The sequence below is a fragment of the Paenibacillus harenae DSM 16969 genome, assembly GCF_000422465.1.
Classification (GTDB): Bacteria; Bacillota; Bacilli; order Paenibacillales; family Paenibacillaceae; genus Pristimantibacillus; species Pristimantibacillus harenae.
The window spans coordinates 498,223-516,407 of sequence record NZ_KE383843.1 but is presented as its reverse complement, the minus strand read 5'-3'; the positions used below and the strand labels follow the sequence as shown (position 1 = coordinate 516,407).

General features: G+C 51.5%; 16 protein-coding genes. All 16 read left to right on the top strand.

Translation table 11 applies throughout. The features are described 5' to 3' along the window. Nucleotides 1-38 precede the first annotated feature (38 nt). The 16 genes from clpP (at nucleotide 39) to H581_RS0121705 (ending at nucleotide 18,183) form a co-directional block, all read left to right on the top strand. The gene (gene clpP, locus H581_RS0121780) at nucleotides 39-632 is read left to right on the top strand and encodes an ATP-dependent Clp endopeptidase proteolytic subunit ClpP (protein WP_028611852.1); all 594 of its coding nucleotides are present in this window, start codon (nucleotides 39-41) and stop codon (nucleotides 630-632) included. Between the two features lie 16 nt (nucleotides 633-648). Further along, complete coding sequence (clpX, locus tag H581_RS0121775; protein WP_028611851.1) at nucleotides 649-1,905, top strand: ATP-dependent protease ATP-binding subunit ClpX; 1,257 nt, start codon at nucleotides 649-651, stop codon at nucleotides 1,903-1,905. Between the two features lie 109 nt (nucleotides 1,906-2,014). Continuing rightward, nucleotides 2,015-3,124 (top strand): flavodoxin-dependent (E)-4-hydroxy-3-methylbut-2-enyl-diphosphate synthase, encoded by a 1,110-nt coding sequence (gene ispG / locus H581_RS0121770; RefSeq protein ID WP_028611850.1) that lies wholly within the window; start codon nucleotides 2,015-2,017, stop codon nucleotides 3,122-3,124. A gap of 157 nt (nucleotides 3,125-3,281) precedes the next feature. Continuing rightward, complete coding sequence (locus tag H581_RS0121765) at nucleotides 3,282-4,382, top strand: GerAB/ArcD/ProY family transporter (RefSeq protein WP_051251196.1); 1,101 nt, start codon at nucleotides 3,282-3,284, stop codon at nucleotides 4,380-4,382. After that, nucleotides 4,379-5,950, top strand: a complete 1,572-nt coding sequence (locus H581_RS34995) for a spore germination protein (RefSeq protein ID WP_051251194.1) — start codon at nucleotides 4,379-4,381, stop codon at nucleotides 5,948-5,950. The genes H581_RS0121765 and H581_RS34995 overlap by 4 nt, the downstream gene beginning before the upstream one ends. Then, complete coding sequence (locus H581_RS0121755) at nucleotides 5,947-7,050, top strand: GerAB/ArcD/ProY family transporter (RefSeq protein WP_028611848.1); 1,104 nt, start codon at nucleotides 5,947-5,949, stop codon at nucleotides 7,048-7,050. The genes H581_RS34995 and H581_RS0121755 overlap by 4 nt, the downstream gene beginning before the upstream one ends. Next, on the top strand, nucleotides 7,047-8,276 hold the full coding sequence (locus H581_RS34990) for a Ger(x)C family spore germination protein (RefSeq protein ID WP_051251192.1): 1,230 nt from the start codon (nucleotides 7,047-7,049) through the stop codon (nucleotides 8,274-8,276). The genes H581_RS0121755 and H581_RS34990 overlap by 4 nt, the downstream gene beginning before the upstream one ends. 133 nt (nucleotides 8,277-8,409) lie before the next feature. Further along, a complete protein-coding gene (locus H581_RS0121745; RefSeq protein ID WP_028611847.1) occupies nucleotides 8,410-8,655 on the top strand; it encodes a hypothetical protein in 246 nt (81 codons plus the stop codon). A 98-nt stretch (nucleotides 8,656-8,753) separates the two neighbouring features. Further along, entirely contained in the window at nucleotides 8,754-10,457 is a 1,704-nt protein-coding gene (gene lonB / locus H581_RS0121740; RefSeq protein ID WP_028611846.1) for an ATP-dependent protease LonB, read from the top strand. Nucleotides 10,458-10,494: 37 nt separating this feature from the next. Beyond that, nucleotides 10,495-12,864, top strand: coding sequence for an endopeptidase La (gene lon / locus H581_RS0121735; protein ID WP_028611845.1), 2,370 nt, complete (start codon nucleotides 10,495-10,497; stop codon nucleotides 12,862-12,864). Then, complete coding sequence (gene yihA, locus H581_RS0121730; protein WP_028611844.1) at nucleotides 12,861-13,448, top strand: ribosome biogenesis GTP-binding protein YihA/YsxC; 588 nt, start codon at nucleotides 12,861-12,863, stop codon at nucleotides 13,446-13,448. The genes lon and yihA overlap by 4 nt, the downstream gene beginning before the upstream one ends. A gap of 192 nt (nucleotides 13,449-13,640) precedes the next feature. Further along, a complete protein-coding gene (locus H581_RS0121725; RefSeq protein WP_028611843.1) occupies nucleotides 13,641-14,231 on the top strand; it encodes a hypothetical protein in 591 nt (196 codons plus the stop codon). A 182-nt stretch (nucleotides 14,232-14,413) separates the two neighbouring features. Next, the gene (locus H581_RS0121720; RefSeq protein ID WP_028611842.1) at nucleotides 14,414-15,088 is read left to right on the top strand and encodes a YjgB family protein; all 675 of its coding nucleotides are present in this window, start codon (nucleotides 14,414-14,416) and stop codon (nucleotides 15,086-15,088) included. Between the two features lie 281 nt (nucleotides 15,089-15,369). Next, nucleotides 15,370-15,768 carry an adenosylmethionine decarboxylase gene (gene speD, locus H581_RS0121715; RefSeq protein ID WP_028611841.1) on the top strand — a complete coding sequence of 133 codons (399 nt, stop codon included), beginning with the start codon at nucleotides 15,370-15,372 and terminating at the stop codon, nucleotides 15,766-15,768. Between the two features lie 197 nt (nucleotides 15,769-15,965). Beyond that, nucleotides 15,966-17,348, top strand: coding sequence for a glutamyl-tRNA reductase (gene hemA / locus H581_RS0121710; protein WP_028611840.1), 1,383 nt, complete (start codon nucleotides 15,966-15,968; stop codon nucleotides 17,346-17,348). Nucleotides 17,349-17,370: 22 nt separating this feature from the next. Further along, the gene (locus H581_RS0121705) at nucleotides 17,371-18,183 is read left to right on the top strand and encodes a cytochrome C assembly family protein (RefSeq protein ID WP_028611839.1); all 813 of its coding nucleotides are present in this window, start codon (nucleotides 17,371-17,373) and stop codon (nucleotides 18,181-18,183) included. Nucleotides 18,184-18,185: the final 2 nt, after the last annotated feature.

Here is an 18,185-nt window from a genome sequence, read left to right as displayed (position 1 = left end):
AAGTAACCAAAGTCATAAAACGAAAAGAGGTTGGTCGCATGAATCTGGTACCGATCGTAGTCGAACAAACAAACCGTGGGGAACGTTCTTACGATATTTACTCCCGTTTGCTGAAGGACCGCATTATCTTTCTGGGGAGCGCAATTGATGACGATGTAGCAAACTCTATCATTGCACAGCTGCTGTTTCTGGCGGCCGACGATCCGGAGAAAGACATCCATCTGTACATTAACTCGCCCGGCGGCTCCGTAACTGCGGGGATGGGGATATTTGATACGATGCAATTTATAAAGCCCGACGTGTCCACCATTTGTATGGGCATGGCGGCAAGCATGGGCTCTCTGCTGCTTACGGCGGGTGCCAAGGGCAAGCGCTTCGCGCTTCCGAATGCAGAGGTTATGATTCACCAGCCGCTCGGCGGCGTGCGTGGTCAAGCGACGGACATTAAGATTCATGCGGATTGGATCTTGAAGACGAAGCAGAAGCTGAATCAAATTTACGTAGAGCGCACCGGACAGCCTTATGATAAAATCGACCGTGATACCGACCGTGACTATTTTATGAGCGCGGAAGAGGCTCTGGCATACGGTCTGATTGACAAGGTAATTACAACACCGGTATCGACGATTTAATCGAAGGGGTGATAACATGTTTAAATTCAACGACGAAAAAGGCCAGTTGAAATGCTCGTTTTGCGGAAAATCGCAAGACCAAGTCCGTAAACTAGTTGCCGGTCCCGGCGTCTATATATGTGATGAGTGTATCGAGCTATGCACGGAAATCGTCGAGGAGGAGCTCGGGAACGAAGAAGAGCTCGATCTGAAGGATATTCCGAAACCGAAGGATATTCGAGCAATTCTGGACTCCTACGTCATCGGTCAGGAGTTTGCGAAGAAATCGTTGTCCGTGGCGGTATACAACCACTACAAACGGATTAATTCCGGCAGCAAGATCGAAGACGTGGAACTGCAGAAGAGCAACATTCTGCTTCTTGGCCCGACGGGCTCCGGCAAGACGCTGCTCGCGCAGACCATGGCTAAAATATTAAACGTGCCGTTTGCAATTGCCGATGCCACTTCGTTGACGGAGGCGGGTTATGTAGGCGAGGACGTCGAGAACATCCTGCTCAAGCTTATCCAGGCTGCCGATTATGACGTAGAGAAAGCGGAGCGCGGCATTATTTATATCGATGAAATCGATAAAGTAGCGCGCAAGTCCGAGAATCCGTCGATTACGCGCGATGTATCGGGCGAAGGCGTTCAGCAAGCGCTGCTCAAAATTTTAGAAGGCACGGTTGCTTCCGTTCCGCCGCAGGGCGGCCGCAAGCATCCGCATCAGGAATTTATCCAAATCGATACGACGAACATTTTGTTCATCTGCGGCGGCGCGTTCGACGGTCTCGAATCGCTTATCAAACGCCGGATCGGCAAGAAGGTCATCGGCTTTAATTCCACGGGCGAAGCGCAGAAAGACTTGAAAGCCGGCGAATATTTGACGATGGTCCTGCCTGAGGATCTGCTGAAATTCGGCCTAATTCCGGAGTTTGTAGGCCGTCTGCCGGTTATATCGACTTTGGAGCCGCTGGATGAGCCGGCGCTTGTCCGGATTTTGTCCGAACCGAAGAATGCGCTTGTGAAGCAATATCAGAAGCTGCTTGAAATGGACAATGTGAAGCTTGACTTCGAGCCGGCCGCACTTGATGCGATTGCGAAGGAAGCGATCAAGCGCAACACGGGCGCACGCGGATTGCGGGCCATTATCGAGGGCATTATGCTTGAGGTCATGTATGAGGTGCCGTCGCGTGACGATGTAAGCACTTGTCTTATTACGGAGCAATCCGTAAAGGACAAAATCATGCCTGAGCTTGCCGCCAAGAAAGGCAAGAAGAAGGAAGAGAGCGCCTAACTTTCGTCGTATGGATCAGCTATTACCGTCATTATCTCCACCCGGCCGAGCGGTTTTTTTAACCGCTCGTCAAGGGTGGAATTTTGGCGTTCATGGGAGAGATAAGCTTATGTACTTGCGTCAAGATACGGTAGCGGTTAAAGTCGGCGATCTAACGATTGGCGGCAGCAATGAAGTGATCATTCAGAGCATGTGCACGACCAAGACGGCAGATGTGGAAGCGACGGTTGCAGAAATTTTGCGTCTCGAGGAAGCGGGCTGCCAAGTCGTGCGCGTCACCGTCAACAACAAGGAAGCGGCAGAAGCGATTAAAGAAATCAAGAAGCGCATTCACATTCCTCTTGTTGCCGATATCCATTTTGATTACCGTCTGGCTCTCATGGCCATTGAGAACGGCGTAGACAAAGTGCGGATTAACCCGGGCAACATCGGACGCCGCGAGAAGGTTGAAGCGGTCGTTAACGCCTGCAAGGATAAGGGCATTCCGATCCGAATTGGCGTAAACGCGGGCTCGCTTGAAAATCATCTGCTGGAGAAGTACGGCTATCCGACACCCGAGGCTATGGTGGAGAGCGCATTGTTCCATATCGGCATACTGGAGGATCTTGATTTCCACGATATTATCGTGTCGCTTAAAGCGTCGGATGTGCCGATGGCCATTGCCGCTTACAGTATGGCAGCGGAGAAAATCAAATATCCGCTGCATCTTGGCATTACGGAAGCAGGTACGCTGCATACGGGTACGATCAAAAGCTCGGCTGGTATCGGCGCTCTTCTAGCGATGGGAATCGGCAATACGGTGCGGATCAGCCTTAGCGCTGATCCGGTTGAAGAGGTGAAGGTAGCGCGCGAGCTGCTGAAGACGTTCGGACTGATCACGAACGCGGCGACGCTTGTGTCCTGTCCGACCTGCGGCCGTCTCGATATCGATCTGTTCTCCATCGCTAATGAAGTAGAGGATTATATTTCGAAAATCAAAGTGCCGATAAAGGTTTCGGTTCTCGGCTGCGCGGTGAACGGTCCCGGCGAAGCGCGGGAGGCCGACATCGGCATTGCCGGCGCACGGGGTGAAGGCATGCTGTTCCGTTACGGGGAAATGATCCGTAAGGTACCCGAAGCGGAGCTTCTGAATGAGCTCAAGAAGGAAATCGACGAAATTGTGCGTGTTTTTGAAGAAACGGGAGAGATCCCCGGGCGTAAGCATCATGCTCCGGCGTAATATCCATTTAGATAAAGAGACTTGTTGCGTCCATTGGACGAGAACAAGTCTCTTTTTTTTGTCATCATGTCCGCTAATTCACGGTAAAAGATGCATAAATTCCCACCTTCGGGGGGAAGATAACGGATACCTAGCGCAGGGACGAGAAGGTGGGAGGATGATGGAGCGGATCAGCCTTAATCAGCTTGGATCGATGATCGTATTGTTTTTGATCGGCAGCTCCCCTTTGTTTTTGCTGGCTAGCGAAGCGGGCAAAGATGCATGGCTGTCTGTTTTTATCGGAATGCTGTGCGGGCTTGCGTTGTTATGGGGAGTCAATCTCGTTTTATACCGATACGAACCGGACATGCATTTATTCGAAATCATAATGAAGTATTTGGGTAAACCTGCGGGCTATCTCGTCTCCGTCTGCTACGTTCTGTATTTTTGCTATAAATCGATACGAAACGTACGGGAATTCGGTGATTTGAGCCTCATTTACCTGCTTCCGCAAACGCCGCTGGCCGCGGTTATGCTTCTGATTTGCGTAACGGCGGGATTATCGATTCTCGGCGGCGTGGCCGTTTTTTTCCGGATGGCGGAATTTACGATTCCGATCGTCATCGTCATTTATGCCTTATTGTTTCTGCTTATGGCCGGTACCGGCCTGCTCAACCTTGAAAATATCATGCCCGTATTGGATGAAGGGATTAAACCGGTATGGGACGCGGCTTTTCCCGAGACGGTGTCGTTTCCGTTCGGCGAGCTCGTGTTGTTCCTCATGTTTTGGAAATATGCCGACAACCGGAACGCGGTTACGGCGATCGCTGTGAAATGCTACCTGATTTCCGGACTCTTCATTACGCTCACGAATCTGCTTATCGTAGCGGGAATGGGCAAGCTGGCGCCTGTTGTAAGTGTTCCGCTCATGCAGCTTACAAGTTCCATCGAAGCGGCCAGAGTACTGGAGCGGATCGACCCGCTTGTAGCGCTTCTCCTGTTCACGGGCGTCATGTTCAAGCTGACATCCTACTATTTAGGCGCCGTGCTCGGAATACGGTACTTGATGAAGCTTTCTAATAAAACGGCGATCCTGCTTGCGGGAGGCATCATTTTCGGAGGCTCCTTCTTGTTTAGGAATTACATGGAGCATATTTGGTTCGGATTTCGCTATAACTTGAAGTACCATTTTCCGCTGTTTCAAATAGTATTTCCGATTATGTTGGTCATGATCGTCGCCTTTAAGAACAGACTGGCTGCAAAGGAGCATGCGGAGTGAGCGAATCCCCAAAGAGCGGAAACGAATCCGGCTCTGATGCTGTGAAGGCTTTGTCCAACGATTTGGATGCGAATATAAAATGGCTTTCCGGGGAGCTTGGCACGGAGCCGGACATCGTGATCAGGCGGTTTCAAGTGCTGCGGAACAAGCGTGCGGCCTTAGTCTATATTTCGGATATTTCGAATGACGCGTCAATCAATACGCTAATGATGAGCATGCTGGATGAGGGCTTAAAGCCGGTCGCGGACGAGTATGAGGAAGAGCCGTTGCAAGCCTTAATGCTGCGTTCGATAACCGTAGGAGCCATTCGGCAGCTTAACAGCTTGGATCATGTGCTGCTGGCGATTCTGGAGGGCTGCTCCGTTATTTTGCTGGACGGGTTCGCGACGGTGATCGCCGCTGATACGGGCGGCAGCGAGAAGCGGGGAGTCGAAGAGCCCAGCTCGCAGACCGTCGTCCGCGGGCCGAAGGAAGGTTTTACCGAAAGCGTACGCACGAATACGGCGCTTATCCGCGCCAAGATCAAATCGGCGGATTTGCGCATGGAATACAAGCGGATCGGCAAGCGGACGCAAACGACGGTCGTCGTGGTATACATAAGGGGAATCGCCGAAGAGAAGACGATTCAGGAGGTCAACCGGCGATTGGACCTGATCGATACGGACAGCATTCTCGAGAGCGGCTATATCGAGGAATTTATTCAAGACAAAACATTTACGCCGTTCCCGCTCTTCCAGAACACGGAGAGGCCCGATGCGGTCGCGGCCGGCCTGCTTGAGGGACAGTTTGCGATTATCGTGGACGGAACGCCGTTCGTGCTGCTCGCTCCCGTCACGTTCATCAAGTTTTTTCAGTCCAGCGAGGATTATTACCAACGGTACGATATTGCGTCCTTTCTAAGGCTTATTCGGTTGAGCTCTTTCCTCATATCCATGCTGCTACCGTCACTTTATATCGCCATTACGACGTTCCATCAGGAAATGCTGCCGACTTCCCTGTTAATCAGTCTCGCAGCGCAGCGCGAAGGCGTTCCTTTTCCTGCTTTGATCGAAGCGATGCTCATGGAGCTGACCTTTGAAATTTTGAGGGAAGCCGGCGTCAGAATGCCCCGCATCATCGGTTCGGCGATTTCGATCGTCGGTGCCCTGGTGCTCGGGCAATCCGCGGTCCAGGCTGGTCTTGTATCGGCGGCCATGGTTATCGTCGTGTCGTTCACCGCCATCGCCAGCTTTGTTATCCCGTCGGTCAATATGGGAAGTGCGGCCAGGCTTATCCGCTTTGCCATGATGTTTTTGGCGGGTACCTTCGGGCTATTCGGAATAATGGCCGGACTTATGATCATTTTGGCGCATATGTCCGGTCTCCGATCGTTCGGCGTATCTTATCTTACGCCTTTATCACCGCTCGTGCCGGGCAATTTGAAGGACGTGTTCGTCCGCGTCCCTTGGTGGGCGATGAAGAAACGGCCTTCCATGTACGGGGGGGAGCCGACTACGAGACAAGGAAGCGGCAAGCAAAGTGCTGAAAATCAGGGAAATAACAGCCAAGAAGGGAAGCGAGATCGATGAATCAGCGAATTTCGGTCCTCCAGGCAACGGCGATTATCGTGAATGCCGTTACCCCTAGCGCGATTATGGTTATTCCAAACCAAGTGATCCTGATGGTGAAGCAGGACGGTTGGTTTTCGCCGCTGCTTTCGTTTCTCTTCATCCTTCCGCTCATCTATATTATAAGCGGCATTTGCCGCCGAAATAACGGCAAGCCATTGATGGAATGTTTGGAGAGCAGCTTCGGAAAGGCTGCTGCGACAGGAATCGCCCTCATCTTCAGCGCCTACTATTTGATAAGCTCGGCATCTGTCGTCAGACAGTTCGCGAATTTTATTTCCGAGCAATTTATCATGACGACGCCTCTGGCCGTCATCGCGCTGCTCATCACGTTCGTTGCCGTTTACATATTCGCCCAAGGGGTCGAGGTGATGGGACGCGTTTCTTTTTTTGTCTTGTTTGTCTCCATACTGTTTTTGGGCATGAACATCTTTTTACTTTGGGGCCAATACGATTGGAACCATTTTTTGCCCGTTTTTGAAACGACGCCTTTGGAGCAATTGACCGCATCTGTGCCTCCGGTCGGCTGGCTGACCGATATAACCGTCGTTCTGCTGCTCATGCCCTACATGAAGGCTTCCGCGTACGGCGGCAAAGCGGCGATATGGGGGGCTATGATGGCCACGGTATTCTACTGCCTCATCATCGCGATCACCCTGGCCGTACTAGGGGCCAAACTGGTCCCTTCGCTGACCTACCCGGTTTTTGCCGCGCTCGGAACCGTCCAAATCGGGGAATTCGTCGAACGGATCGACTTCATCTTGATCATGGCGTGGATGGCTTCGATGTTTACAAAAGTCTCGGTTTTTTTGTTCTGCTTCAATCAGATGGTTCTCTATTCCTTCCGATTGCGGTCCCATAACGGTCTATATGTCGCCACCTGCCTTCTCGTTACCGCGATAGCGCTCTATTCGTGGCCAAGGAACGGAGCCGTGAACGAATTTGTTTTCAAATCGCTAACCGTATACAAAATCATAAACAATTATGCCCTCTTTTTCTTAATCTGGATTGGCCTGCTCTTAACGAAACGCAAGTCTAATGCGGAGGAGGCGGTCTCATGACGGCCAAGCGCACTGCCCGATCCGTTGCCGTTATGGCCTTATGCCTGTTTATGCTGACCGGTTGCTGGGACCGCATCGAATTGAACGAGCTGGCGATTACGTCGGCGACATCGATCGACAGGGACGGCGAGGATTGGGTCGTTACCTTCCAGGTCGTCATCCCTTCCACGATCTCGTCGGGCATCGGCATTATGGGCGCAGGCTCCGGCTCCTCGCCGGTCATCGTCTATTCAACCAAAGGCAAAACGATCAGGGAAGCCAACTCACGCAGCTATTTGGAAAGCCCCCGCAAGCTGTATTTTGCCCACAACCGCGTCATCGTCATTAGCGAAGAAACGGCAAGGCGAGGGTTAAACCCAATTCTCGATGTGTATTTGCGGAATCCGGATGCGAGGGAAACGGTCGACGTGCTGATCTCGCGGGGAAACTCCCGCAATGTTTTGGAACAATTGATGCAGATCGAACGAATACCCGGCAACGGCATCCGGGAGATCAACAACAGGGAAGAAAAATATTTGTCGGCGCTGCCGGAAGTGAAAATGTATGAACTGGCGATGAGCTTATCCAGCGATTCGGCCAGCACGCTGCTGCCGGAGGTGTATCTATCCGGGAAAACGGAGACGGATTCACTCAAGGTTTTCGAGAAAACGACGCTGCCGTCGAAAATCAGGCTCGGCCGGATCGCCGTCATCAAAAAAGATAAAATGGTCGGCTGGTTGTCCCGGCAAGAAGGCTTGGGCGTCGCCTTTATCAGAAATACGGTGGACAAATCGTTTATTGCCCCGGCTTGTCCGAATGATCCCTCCAAACGTGCTTCCATCTTCCTAGGAAGCTCGACGACGAAGCTAAAACCATCCTTACAGGACGGCAAATTGTCCGTGAAGGTGCAGATTAAATCAAGCGGCTCGCTCACGCAGACGGATTGCGGCGCAAAGGATCTGAACAACCCGGAAACGATCGCGGAGCTAGAGAAGGCGGCCGAGAAAGAGATCGTAACGTACGCGGAATCCGGCTGGAGGGCGGTGCAAAGGCTGAAGACCGATGCCGTCGGGTTCGCCGACATGGCCCACCGCAAATACCGCAGGCAATGGCACAAATGGGAGAAGGACTGGGACAGCGTGTTTGCGGATATTCAAATCGAGGTCACGGCCAACGTCACGCTGTCGAACGTCGGCTTAAGCAAAGAGCCGATTCAAGTTGAACGGCTGATGGAAGGGAAAAAATGAGAAAACCTCTAACAAGGCCTATTGAGGATGAGCGACCGCGGTTAGAGGAAGGTTTTATAGCCAATATGAATTTAAAATTCCGATATCATCGGAAACTTATAATTCTTATGTGGTAAGAAAGGAGCGGATATAGTTGGACATGCCGACGGTCATCGGAGCGGCTCTGTTGTTATTGATGCTATGGTCAGGCTTCAAGCTGATGGCCAGGCGGGGACATAACCGCGAGTACGGGATGTTTGCGGCCATGATTCTGTGGTCCGCCTATTTGGTCGGCTCTTCGAAATTCGATTGGCAGCCGGTGACGCCGGTGACGCTGGTGGAGGGGCTCTTAGACCCCATCGGCAGGTGGCTGGCCTACGCGGGATTTCTGCCCGAATAAACGTGCCTGCGGAAAATAATCGCGGATGCGGTTATTCCCTCTTCCAAGGGGTAATACTACCAATTATGTAGACTGTGCCCCGAGAGGAGTGGATAGGTATGAGTTTGAGTGTTGTATTAATGTTGATTCAAGTGTTTTTTGCTGTCGTGATTGGCCTTTACTTTTGGAATTTGCTACGCAACCAGAAGACGAACCGCTCTGCGGTGGACCGGGAATCGCGCAAAGAGATGGATAAGCTGCGCAAGCTGCGGTCGGTATCGCTCACAAAGCCGCTGGCGGAGAAGACGAGACCGCAGGCGATGCAGGATATCGTCGGCCAGCGCGACGGGCTGCGTGCTTTGAAGGCTGCGCTTTGCAGCGCAAACCCGCAGCACGTTATCATATATGGGCCGCCGGGAGTAGGGAAGACGGCTGCCGCGCGGGTCGTGCTGGAGGAGGCGAAGAAAAACCCGTCCTCGCCCTTTTTGCCGGAAGCGAAATTTACGGAGATCGACGCAACCACGGCCCGATTCGATGAACGGGGCATCGCGGATCCATTGATCGGCTCGGTTCACGATCCGATATATCAAGGCGCCGGCGCGATGGGCGTCGCCGGAATTCCGCAGCCGAAGCCGGGCGCCGTTACGAAAGCGCATGGCGGTATTTTATTTATCGATGAAATTGGTGAATTGCATCCGGTGCAAATGAATAAATTGTTAAAAGTACTCGAAGACCGCAAGGTTTTTTTGGAGAGTGCTTATTACAATTCGGAGGATGCGAACATTCCGGTTTATATTCACGATATTTTTCAAAACGGCCTGCCCGCGGATTTCCGCCTTGTCGGCGCTACGACGCGTTCGCCGCAAGAAATTCCGCCGGCAATCCGTTCCCGCTGCATGGAAGTGTTCTTCCGTCCGCTGCTTGCCGGCGAGATCGGCTTGGTCGCGGAAAATGCGGTTAAAAAGATCGGCTTTGCACCTTGTCCCGAAGCGATTGACGTCGTGAAGAAGTATGCGACGAACGGCCGTGAAGCGGTTAATGTTATTCAGTTGGCCGCCGGGGTAGCTTTGTCGGAGAAACGGGAACGGATTACCGCAGCCGATATTGAGTGGGTCGTCAACAGCAGCCAAATTCCGCCTCGTCCGGACCGTAAGGTGCCTGAGGCTCCTCAGATCGGCTTTGTGAACGGCCTTGCCGTTTATGGACCTAATATGGGGACGCTGCTTGAAATCGAGGTGAGCGCCATTCCGGCGGCTGCAGGGCAGGGGCAATTTACGATCACCGGCGTTGTCGACGAAGAAGAGCTGGGCGGAGGCTCCAGGACGCTCAGGCGCAAAAGCATGGCCAAAGGTTCCGTTGAAAACGTGCTTACGGTGCTTCGCCGTGTCGGCCTCAATCCGCAGGATTTCGATTTGCACATTAATTTTCCCGGCGGGACGCCGATCGACGGTCCTTCCGCGGGCATTGCGATGGCAACGGCAATTACGTCGGCCATTAAAGGGCTGCCGATCGATAATAAGCTGGCTATGACGGGCGAAGTGGGCATTCACGGCAACGTGAAGCCGGTTGGCGGCGTTCTGGCTAAAGTCGAAGCGGCATTCCAGGCCGGAGCCAAGCAGGTCATCATTCCGCGAGAGAACTGGCAGGCCATATTCGCCGATCTGGAAGGTCTTCAAGTCATCCCCGTAGAACGGGTAGAAGAGGTGTTCAGACACGTATTTCCGGCTGCCGGGGTGCTGCCGGATCAGGTGGAGGCGCCGGTCGGCAATGAGATATTTGTCACGCCGAGCGTTACCTATTTGCAGGCTGATTCCGTAGAATGATAAAATGGGATAGACGTTAACATTTGGAGGTGCTGGTGTGGGACCTGGTAAATCGAAGGGTCGTCGGCTGCCCCTGCTTCCGCTGAGAGGGCTACTCGTTTATCCCAGCATGGTGCTCCACCTTGATGTGGGTAGGGACAAATCGGTGCAGGCGCTGGAGCGCTCGATGGTCGAAGATCATATGATATTGCTTTGTTCACAATCAGAGGTGAACATCGAGGAGCCGACGCAGGAGGATATATATAAGGTCGGTACCATTGCAAAAGTTAGGCAGATGCTCAAGCTTCCGAACGGTACGATCCGGGTGTTAGTGGAAGGTGTCGTTCGCGCAGAGATTGTGGATTATTTGCCGAATGATGAATTTTATGAGGTGTCGGTGAAGGAACTTCCTGAGCTGGAGACGGATGATCCGGAGGTGGATGCGCTGATGCGCTCCGTCCTGAATCAATTCGAGCATTACATTTCCTTATCCAAGAAGGTTACGCCGGAGACGCTTGCTGCGGTATCGGATATTGAAGAACCCGGCCGGCTCGCCGACGTCATCACAAGCCATCTGTCTCTCAAAATTAAAGATAAGCAGGAAATTCTCGAGACTATCGATGTGGGGAAACGTCTGGAGAAACTGCTTGATATTTTGAACAACGAGCGGGAAGTGCTCGAGCTTGAACGCAAGATCAACCAGCGGGTCAAGAAGCAGATGGAGAAGACGCAGAAGGAATATTATTTGCGGGAGCAGATGAAGGCGATCCAGAAGGAACTTGGCGAGAAGGAAGGCCGGGCCGGAGAAGTGGAAGAGCTGCGGGGCCAGCTGTCCGATTCGGGCGTTCCGGAACAGGTGAAGGAGAAGATCGAAAAGGAAATCGACCGTCTCGAGAAAATGCCTTCTACGTCGGCGGAAGGCGGCGTCATTCGGAATTACATCGATTGGCTGCTGTCACTGCCGTGGAACAAGATGACGGAGGATGACCTGAGCATCAGCAAGGCGGAAGCGATTTTGAACGAGGATCATTACGGACTCGAGAAGCCGAAGGAGCGCGTGCTGGAGTATTTGGCCGTGCAGCAGCTCGTCAAGAAGCTGAAAGGTCCGATCCTTTGCCTGGTTGGGCCTCCGGGCGTCGGTAAAACGTCGCTTGCGCGCTCTATCGCCAAATCGCTAGGACGCAAATTTGTGCGGATCTCGCTCGGCGGCGTGCGGGATGAAGCCGAAATACGCGGACACCGCCGCACCTACGTTGGCGCGATGCCGGGCAGAATCATCCAGGGCATGAAGACGGCAGGTTCGTCCAATCCGATATTTTTGCTCGATGAAATCGACAAAATGGCCATGGATTTTCGCGGCGACCCGGCTTCGGCGCTGCTGGAGGTGCTTGATCCGGAGCAGAACAGCACGTTTAGCGACCATTTTGTCGAGGTGCCGTTCGATTTATCGAATGTTATGTTCGTGACGACGGCCAATGCGCTTCATAACATCCCCCGTCCGCTGCTTGACCGGATGGAGGTGCTGTATATTCCGGGCTATACCGAGCTGGAGAAGCTGCAGATCGGGACGCGTTATTTGCTGCCGAAGCAGAAGAAGGAGCACGGGTTAACGGAGGAACAGCTCAGGATCTCGGAAGAGGTGCTGCTGCAGCTGATCCGGGAATACACGCGTGAATCCGGAGTGCGTAATTTAGAGCAGCAAATCGCAGCCGTTTGCCGGAAGGCGGCCAAGTATTTCGTATCGCAGGAGGAGACGGAAACCCCAGGGACGCTCGAGGTGCAGAGCGAGCTGCTGAAGGAATGGCTCGGACCTTCGAAGTTCAGGTACGGGCTTGCCGAAAGCGAGAATCAGATCGGGGCCGTTACCGGCCTTGCCTGGACGGAGGTTGGCGGAGATACGTTAGTTATCGAGGTTACGGTTATGCCGGGCGGCGGAAAGCTGACGTTGACCGGCAAGCTTGGCGACGTCATGAAGGAATCCGCGCAGGCGGCGTTCAGCTATACGCGCTCCAAGGCGGTTGAGCTCGGTATCGATCCAAGTTTCCACGAGAAAAACGATATCCATATTCATATTCCGGAAGGTGCCATTCCGAAGGATGGGCCATCCGCAGGCATTACGATAGCAACAGCTCTAATCTCGGCGCTTACCGGGCGTTACGTATCCAAGGAAGTAGCCATGACCGGTGAAATTACGCTCCGGGGACGCGTGCTTCCGATCGGGGGCTTAAAGGAGAAATCGCTTGCCGCGCATCGCGCAGGCATTCGTAAGGTGCTGTTGCCGAAGGACAATGAACGGGATTTGAGGGATATTCCCGACAGCGTGCGCAATGATTTGCAATTTATTCCTGTTAGCCATATGGATGAAGTGCTTTCGCATGCGCTCATTCCGCTTCAAACGGAGGAGAAGGCAGGTACACCGATTTTATGAAAATTACTCAAGCAGAGTTTGTTATCAGTGCAGTTCAACCCCATCAATACCCTGTCGACGCCTTGCCAGAGATTGCTCTGGCAGGGCGTTCGAATGTCGGAAAATCATCATTGATCAATAAATTGATTTTACGCAAAAACTTAGCCAGAACCAGCTCTCAGCCGGGCAAAACCCAGCAGCTGAATTATTACAGGGTTAATGATCTCATTTATCTTGTCGATTTTCCGGGATACGGATATGCGAAAGTGTCGAAGACGCAGAGGGAGCAATTCGGCGAAATGATTGAGCGATATATCCGCGATCGGGAGCCGCTTAAGCTTCAGCTTCTTGTCATTGATATACGGCATGAGCCGTCGAAGTTGGACCAGCAAATGTATCAATGGCTGAAGCATTATGAAATCCCGACCTGCATCGTGGCGACGAAGGCGGATAAAATACCGCGATCGAAATGGGACAAGCATATCAAAATGATTAAAACGACGCTTGAAGCCGATCCTCGCGATTCTGTCGTATTATTTTCGTCGGAAACCGGTTTGGGACGAGAGCAGCTTTGGGATGTTATTTCGGAAGCGATTACTACATGAGGGAGCATGTGCAGCATGTTCTTATCTAAAGCAGAGGATACAGCGTAAAAGTCGCTCTTCCTCGTGAAATCCTCCGTTTTTTTGTGGAATATGCGAAAATATCGGGGCTGGCAGGCAGGAATAAAATGCTCTGATCAAGTATAATATACTTAAGACCATAGCATGCAAGTTTAAAGAATTGAGGAGATTTTTATGGCTAAGCGGCTAGCCACAGAGTATGTAAATGCCAAACTGCAATTGACGAATGAAGAGATGGCTGAGTTTATCCGATTGTTTGAAGAGCAGCAACTGCGCCTTGAGGTGCTGGTGCTCGATAATGGAAATCAGGAGCTCGTTCTCGAAGACGTGGCAGGGAGGGAAGAAGTCCGACTGACCTTTGAACGTCAAAAAGACTATTATGTGTGCGTACTTTCTTGCCGTCTTGTTGGACCAAGGCTGACCAATGCTATGCGCAAAGCGGTATCTGCTTTCCGCGGAAGCGCGATCGTCAACCGAATTTACAGTCATTATACGATGATCTATCATTATAAGAACGGCTCTGTCCAAAAAATCGTCGAAAGCTCTAAATCGGGCGACCGCGTCGTGTTCGAGTTCAAGGATACGCGTACCCAGTTGGAGAGAGTTTTCCGCAGCAGACTGATTGAACGCGAGATCGACTTGATCCACAGCGCTGTGAATGAGCTGTTGGATCTCCGAAACCAGACCGGGGTTGCCGAAGAAATCGGCAGAATTGATGAGCGTTTAGCCCAATTAACCCGTAAGCTATTTATTCTGGAGGCTTAAAATATCGAGATTCATGAATAGGGAAGCTGCAGCCGCAGCTTCCTTTTTTTATATGGTAACAGGTACATTCTCATATTTTTCATAAGAGAATACTGCAACATATTGCTGTTTCTGGCTGTTTGTAATATGGAGCGGTTAATATAGCCTGCTAAGACATACAGCATCAGTAAGGAGTGAACGGGATGAATCCGACAAAAAAGTTTAAACCATTTGCAATCGGCATCACCTTTGCGCTTGCCATATCTTTAAGCGCGTGCAGCGGAGAAGACGCGAATTTGGAACAGGCAGCCCCTCCCGTATCGGAGGCGCCAAGCGAACTGCCCGGCACGGAGACCGATAATACCGGCGAACAACCCAAGGAACAACCGACGGACGAACCAAGCGCAACGCCAAGCGGCGATGAGAATGCGAACGGCATGTCCGAGGCGGCCAAGCTGATCGGATCGATCGAGAGCCTGGCTAAGAGCGGCAAGGTGCCGGGCAGCGATTATGCCGCCCATACGGCTTTATTTGATGAAATCGAGCAGGATTGGGGCAAGCCGGACAGCAATGAGTCAGCGGGTAAAGGCCTATATGCGGCCTATAAGAAGAAGGGGATCACGTTCGGATACAACAAAGGAATGATTGTCTTTGACGTAAGATCTTACGCTAGCGAGCTGCAGAGCCTTGCCTTGAAGGATATTGAAGCGGCGCTCGGCCAAGCCGATGAGAAGACGGCAAACGGTTCCGATGATATTTATACCTATGAGGTTAACAAGCGGTATCAGCTGAAATTCATCATTCCGGAGTCGACCGGCAAGGTAAACCATATCTCCGTATACAGCCCGGAGGACACAAAAAATAATATGGCGGGATAACCCCATTACCGTCGCAGATAACGATTTGCTGACATACATTAAAAACGGACCTCGGCAAGGGGATGCCAAATCGGTCTTATGAAAAAAAAGGGTTGCAATTATTGCGGATAGATGTTATTTTTATTCTCGTTGAAAACATTGTTGTACACGATAATAGGAACCAGGATTCACTCAGGACATAGTTATGTTGCGAGAGATTAATCCCTCGAGAAGTGAATGACGTAGGTCCTAGCGGATGAAATTTTTCAAACATTTTATTCCTAGGAAGGGGGAACCGAAAGATGGAATACTCAACTTTCGGAAGACACGTTGCTGTTGATACTTGGGGTGTAGACTTCGATCTACTGAACAGCGCTGAATTTTTGCAATCACACATGGTGGAAGCTGCTGAAGCTTGTGGTGCTACTGTATTGTCAGTTCAAGCGAAACAATTCGAACCTCAAGGAGCAACCGTGCTCGTGTTGCTGTCGGAGAGTCATCTCTCGATTCATACGTATCCTGAGAGAGGCTTTGCCGCGCTGGACTGTTATACCTGCGGTGAAACTGTTGATCCTCAGCTTGCGATTGACTACATGCTCGCTGTATTAAAGCCGAAGCAAGCATACGCGAAGAAGCTCGTTCGCGGTATGGGCGAATTGCAAGTGGAAGAACCAAAAGTGAAACAAACCGAGCTCGTCTAAGAGCGTTAAATTAATGAACGGATAAGAAATAACCATGGAGCATATCCATGGTTATTTCTTTGTAAGAATAGGGAATAATGAGTTTGTATTTTTCAAACATTATTCATAAATGAATAATATCTGAATGACGAACTGTGATATACTAAACGATAACATCGACGGTTTGTACACAGTATAGAAGGAGGCAGGTGACGCGCATGCACATTATCGCAGTAGGACTGAATTATCGGACGGCTCCCGTAGAAGTAAGAGAACAATTTGCATTCGCGGAACGGGATTTGCCGGAAGCGCTGAAACAGCTCGTACAAACACAAAGCATCATGGAATGTGTCATCGTAGCGACCTGCAATCGTACGGAGATTTATGCAGTTGTTGACAGGCACCATCTGTGCGGACATTATATTCGAAGCTTTATGGAGAAGTGGTTCAAGCTGCCGAGAGTGCAGTTCACGAACCATTTATATATGTATGAGGACGGCGAGGCGATCGACCATTTGTTCCGCGTAACAAGCGGGCTGGATTCCATGGTGATCGGCGAAACGCAAATCCTCGGCCAAGTGAAGAGCGCCTTTCTGTTAGCCCAGCAGCAGAAGACGACCGGTACGTTGTTTAACATGCTGTTTAAGCAGGCTTTGACGATGGCGAAACGCGCGCATACCGAAACGTCGATCGGCGAATCCGCGGTTTCCGTCAGCTATGCGGCAGTAGAGCTGGGGAAACGGATTTTCGGGCAGTTTCACAAAAAGACGGTTATGGTTATCGGCGCGGGAGAGACCGGCGAGCTGACGGCGAAGCATCTGTACGCGAACGGCGCGGAGCGGGTAATCGTCGTGAACCGGACCTTCGAGCGGGCCGCGAATCTGGCCGATAAGTTCAATGGAATCGCATGGTCGATGGAGGAAGCGGCCGAGAAGCTGCATGAAGCCGATATTATTATCAGTTCAACCGGCTCGGACGGCTACGTGATGACGCGCCGGCAGGTTGCGCAAGCGATGCAGCGCCGGAAGGCTAAGCCGCTGTTCATGATCGATATTGCAGTGCCCCGCGATTTGGATCCGTCCATCGCTGCGGTAGAGAACGTGTTCTTGTACGATATTGATGATCTGGAGGGTATCGTGGAGACTAATCTGGAGCATCGCCGTCAGGAAGCCGCTAAGATCGAAGCCATGATCAGTGAGGAGATCGAGCTGTTCGAGCAATGGTACAAAACGTTAGGCGTCGTTCCTCTGATACGTGCGCTTCAGACCAAAGCGGCCGATATTCATGAGGGAACGATGAACAGCCTGATGAACAAGTTGCCGGACCTGGAAGAACATGAGCTGAAGGTCATTCGCAAGTTAACGAAAAGCATAGTAAACCAAATGATGCAGGATCCGATTTTGCGCATAAAAGAAATGGCCGGCGAGAAACGGGCTGACGAGGCAATGGACATGTTCGTTAAGCTGTTCGCGCTGGAGGATGAGCTCGCTAAGACGCGCCAAGCCGAGCTTGACGCGGCAGAAGAAACTGTCGTTGCAGCCCAAAAGATAAACGTTCAAACCCATGCAGCTTCGGTGGTATTAGCACCTATTACAAGATAGAGGGCCGCAATGTGGAGGAACTATGGAGACGCAAACCTGGTTATATGATGCGATACTTTACATTTACGCCCTGAGCCTTCTGTTTTATTTCTCCGACTTCATGAATGCGAGTCGGAGAGCGAAACGGATGGGAACAGGGCTGCTTATTTTTGTATGGGTATTACAAACCGGCTACCTCATGTACCGGGGGGTAACTCACCTGCAATCGGCGGCGGTAACGCCTTTTGAATATTGGTTAGGCTTCTCTTGGCTGCTGATTACAATCTCGCTCATGATCAGCCGGTTTATAAAAATTGATTTTATCGTTTTTTTTGTCAACGTGATCGGATTCGCCGTACTCGCGTTAAATCTATACAGCAATCATGGAGACGGGCAGTCGCTTGCCGTTTGGAGAGCGACGCGGGAGCTGCTGTACATACATATCAGCCTTGTGCTTTGCGCCTATGCGGCGCTGACGATCGGGGCTTTATTCGCCGGCATGTATTTGTTTTTGCACAATCAATTGAAACGGAAGCGGTGGACTCATTTTGTCCGGAGATTGCCCAGTCTGGATACCATTGAGCGCTATGGGGACCGTGCGGTGATCATCGGCGTGCCGATGCTGGCCATGTCGCTTGCGATAGCCGTCACTTCCTTGCTCGTGGAGGAGAGGCTTGCGCTGCTCTTCGATTGGAAAGTACTCTCCTCATTCGCCACTTTAATCATGTATATTATTTATGTCTACCAGCGGGCGATGCTGAAGAGGCCCGGGCAGCAGCTTGCCAGGCTTTATATGTTTTCATTCGGTATGCTGCTCTTGAATATATTGACAAATTACTTTTCGTCATTTCACTAGCC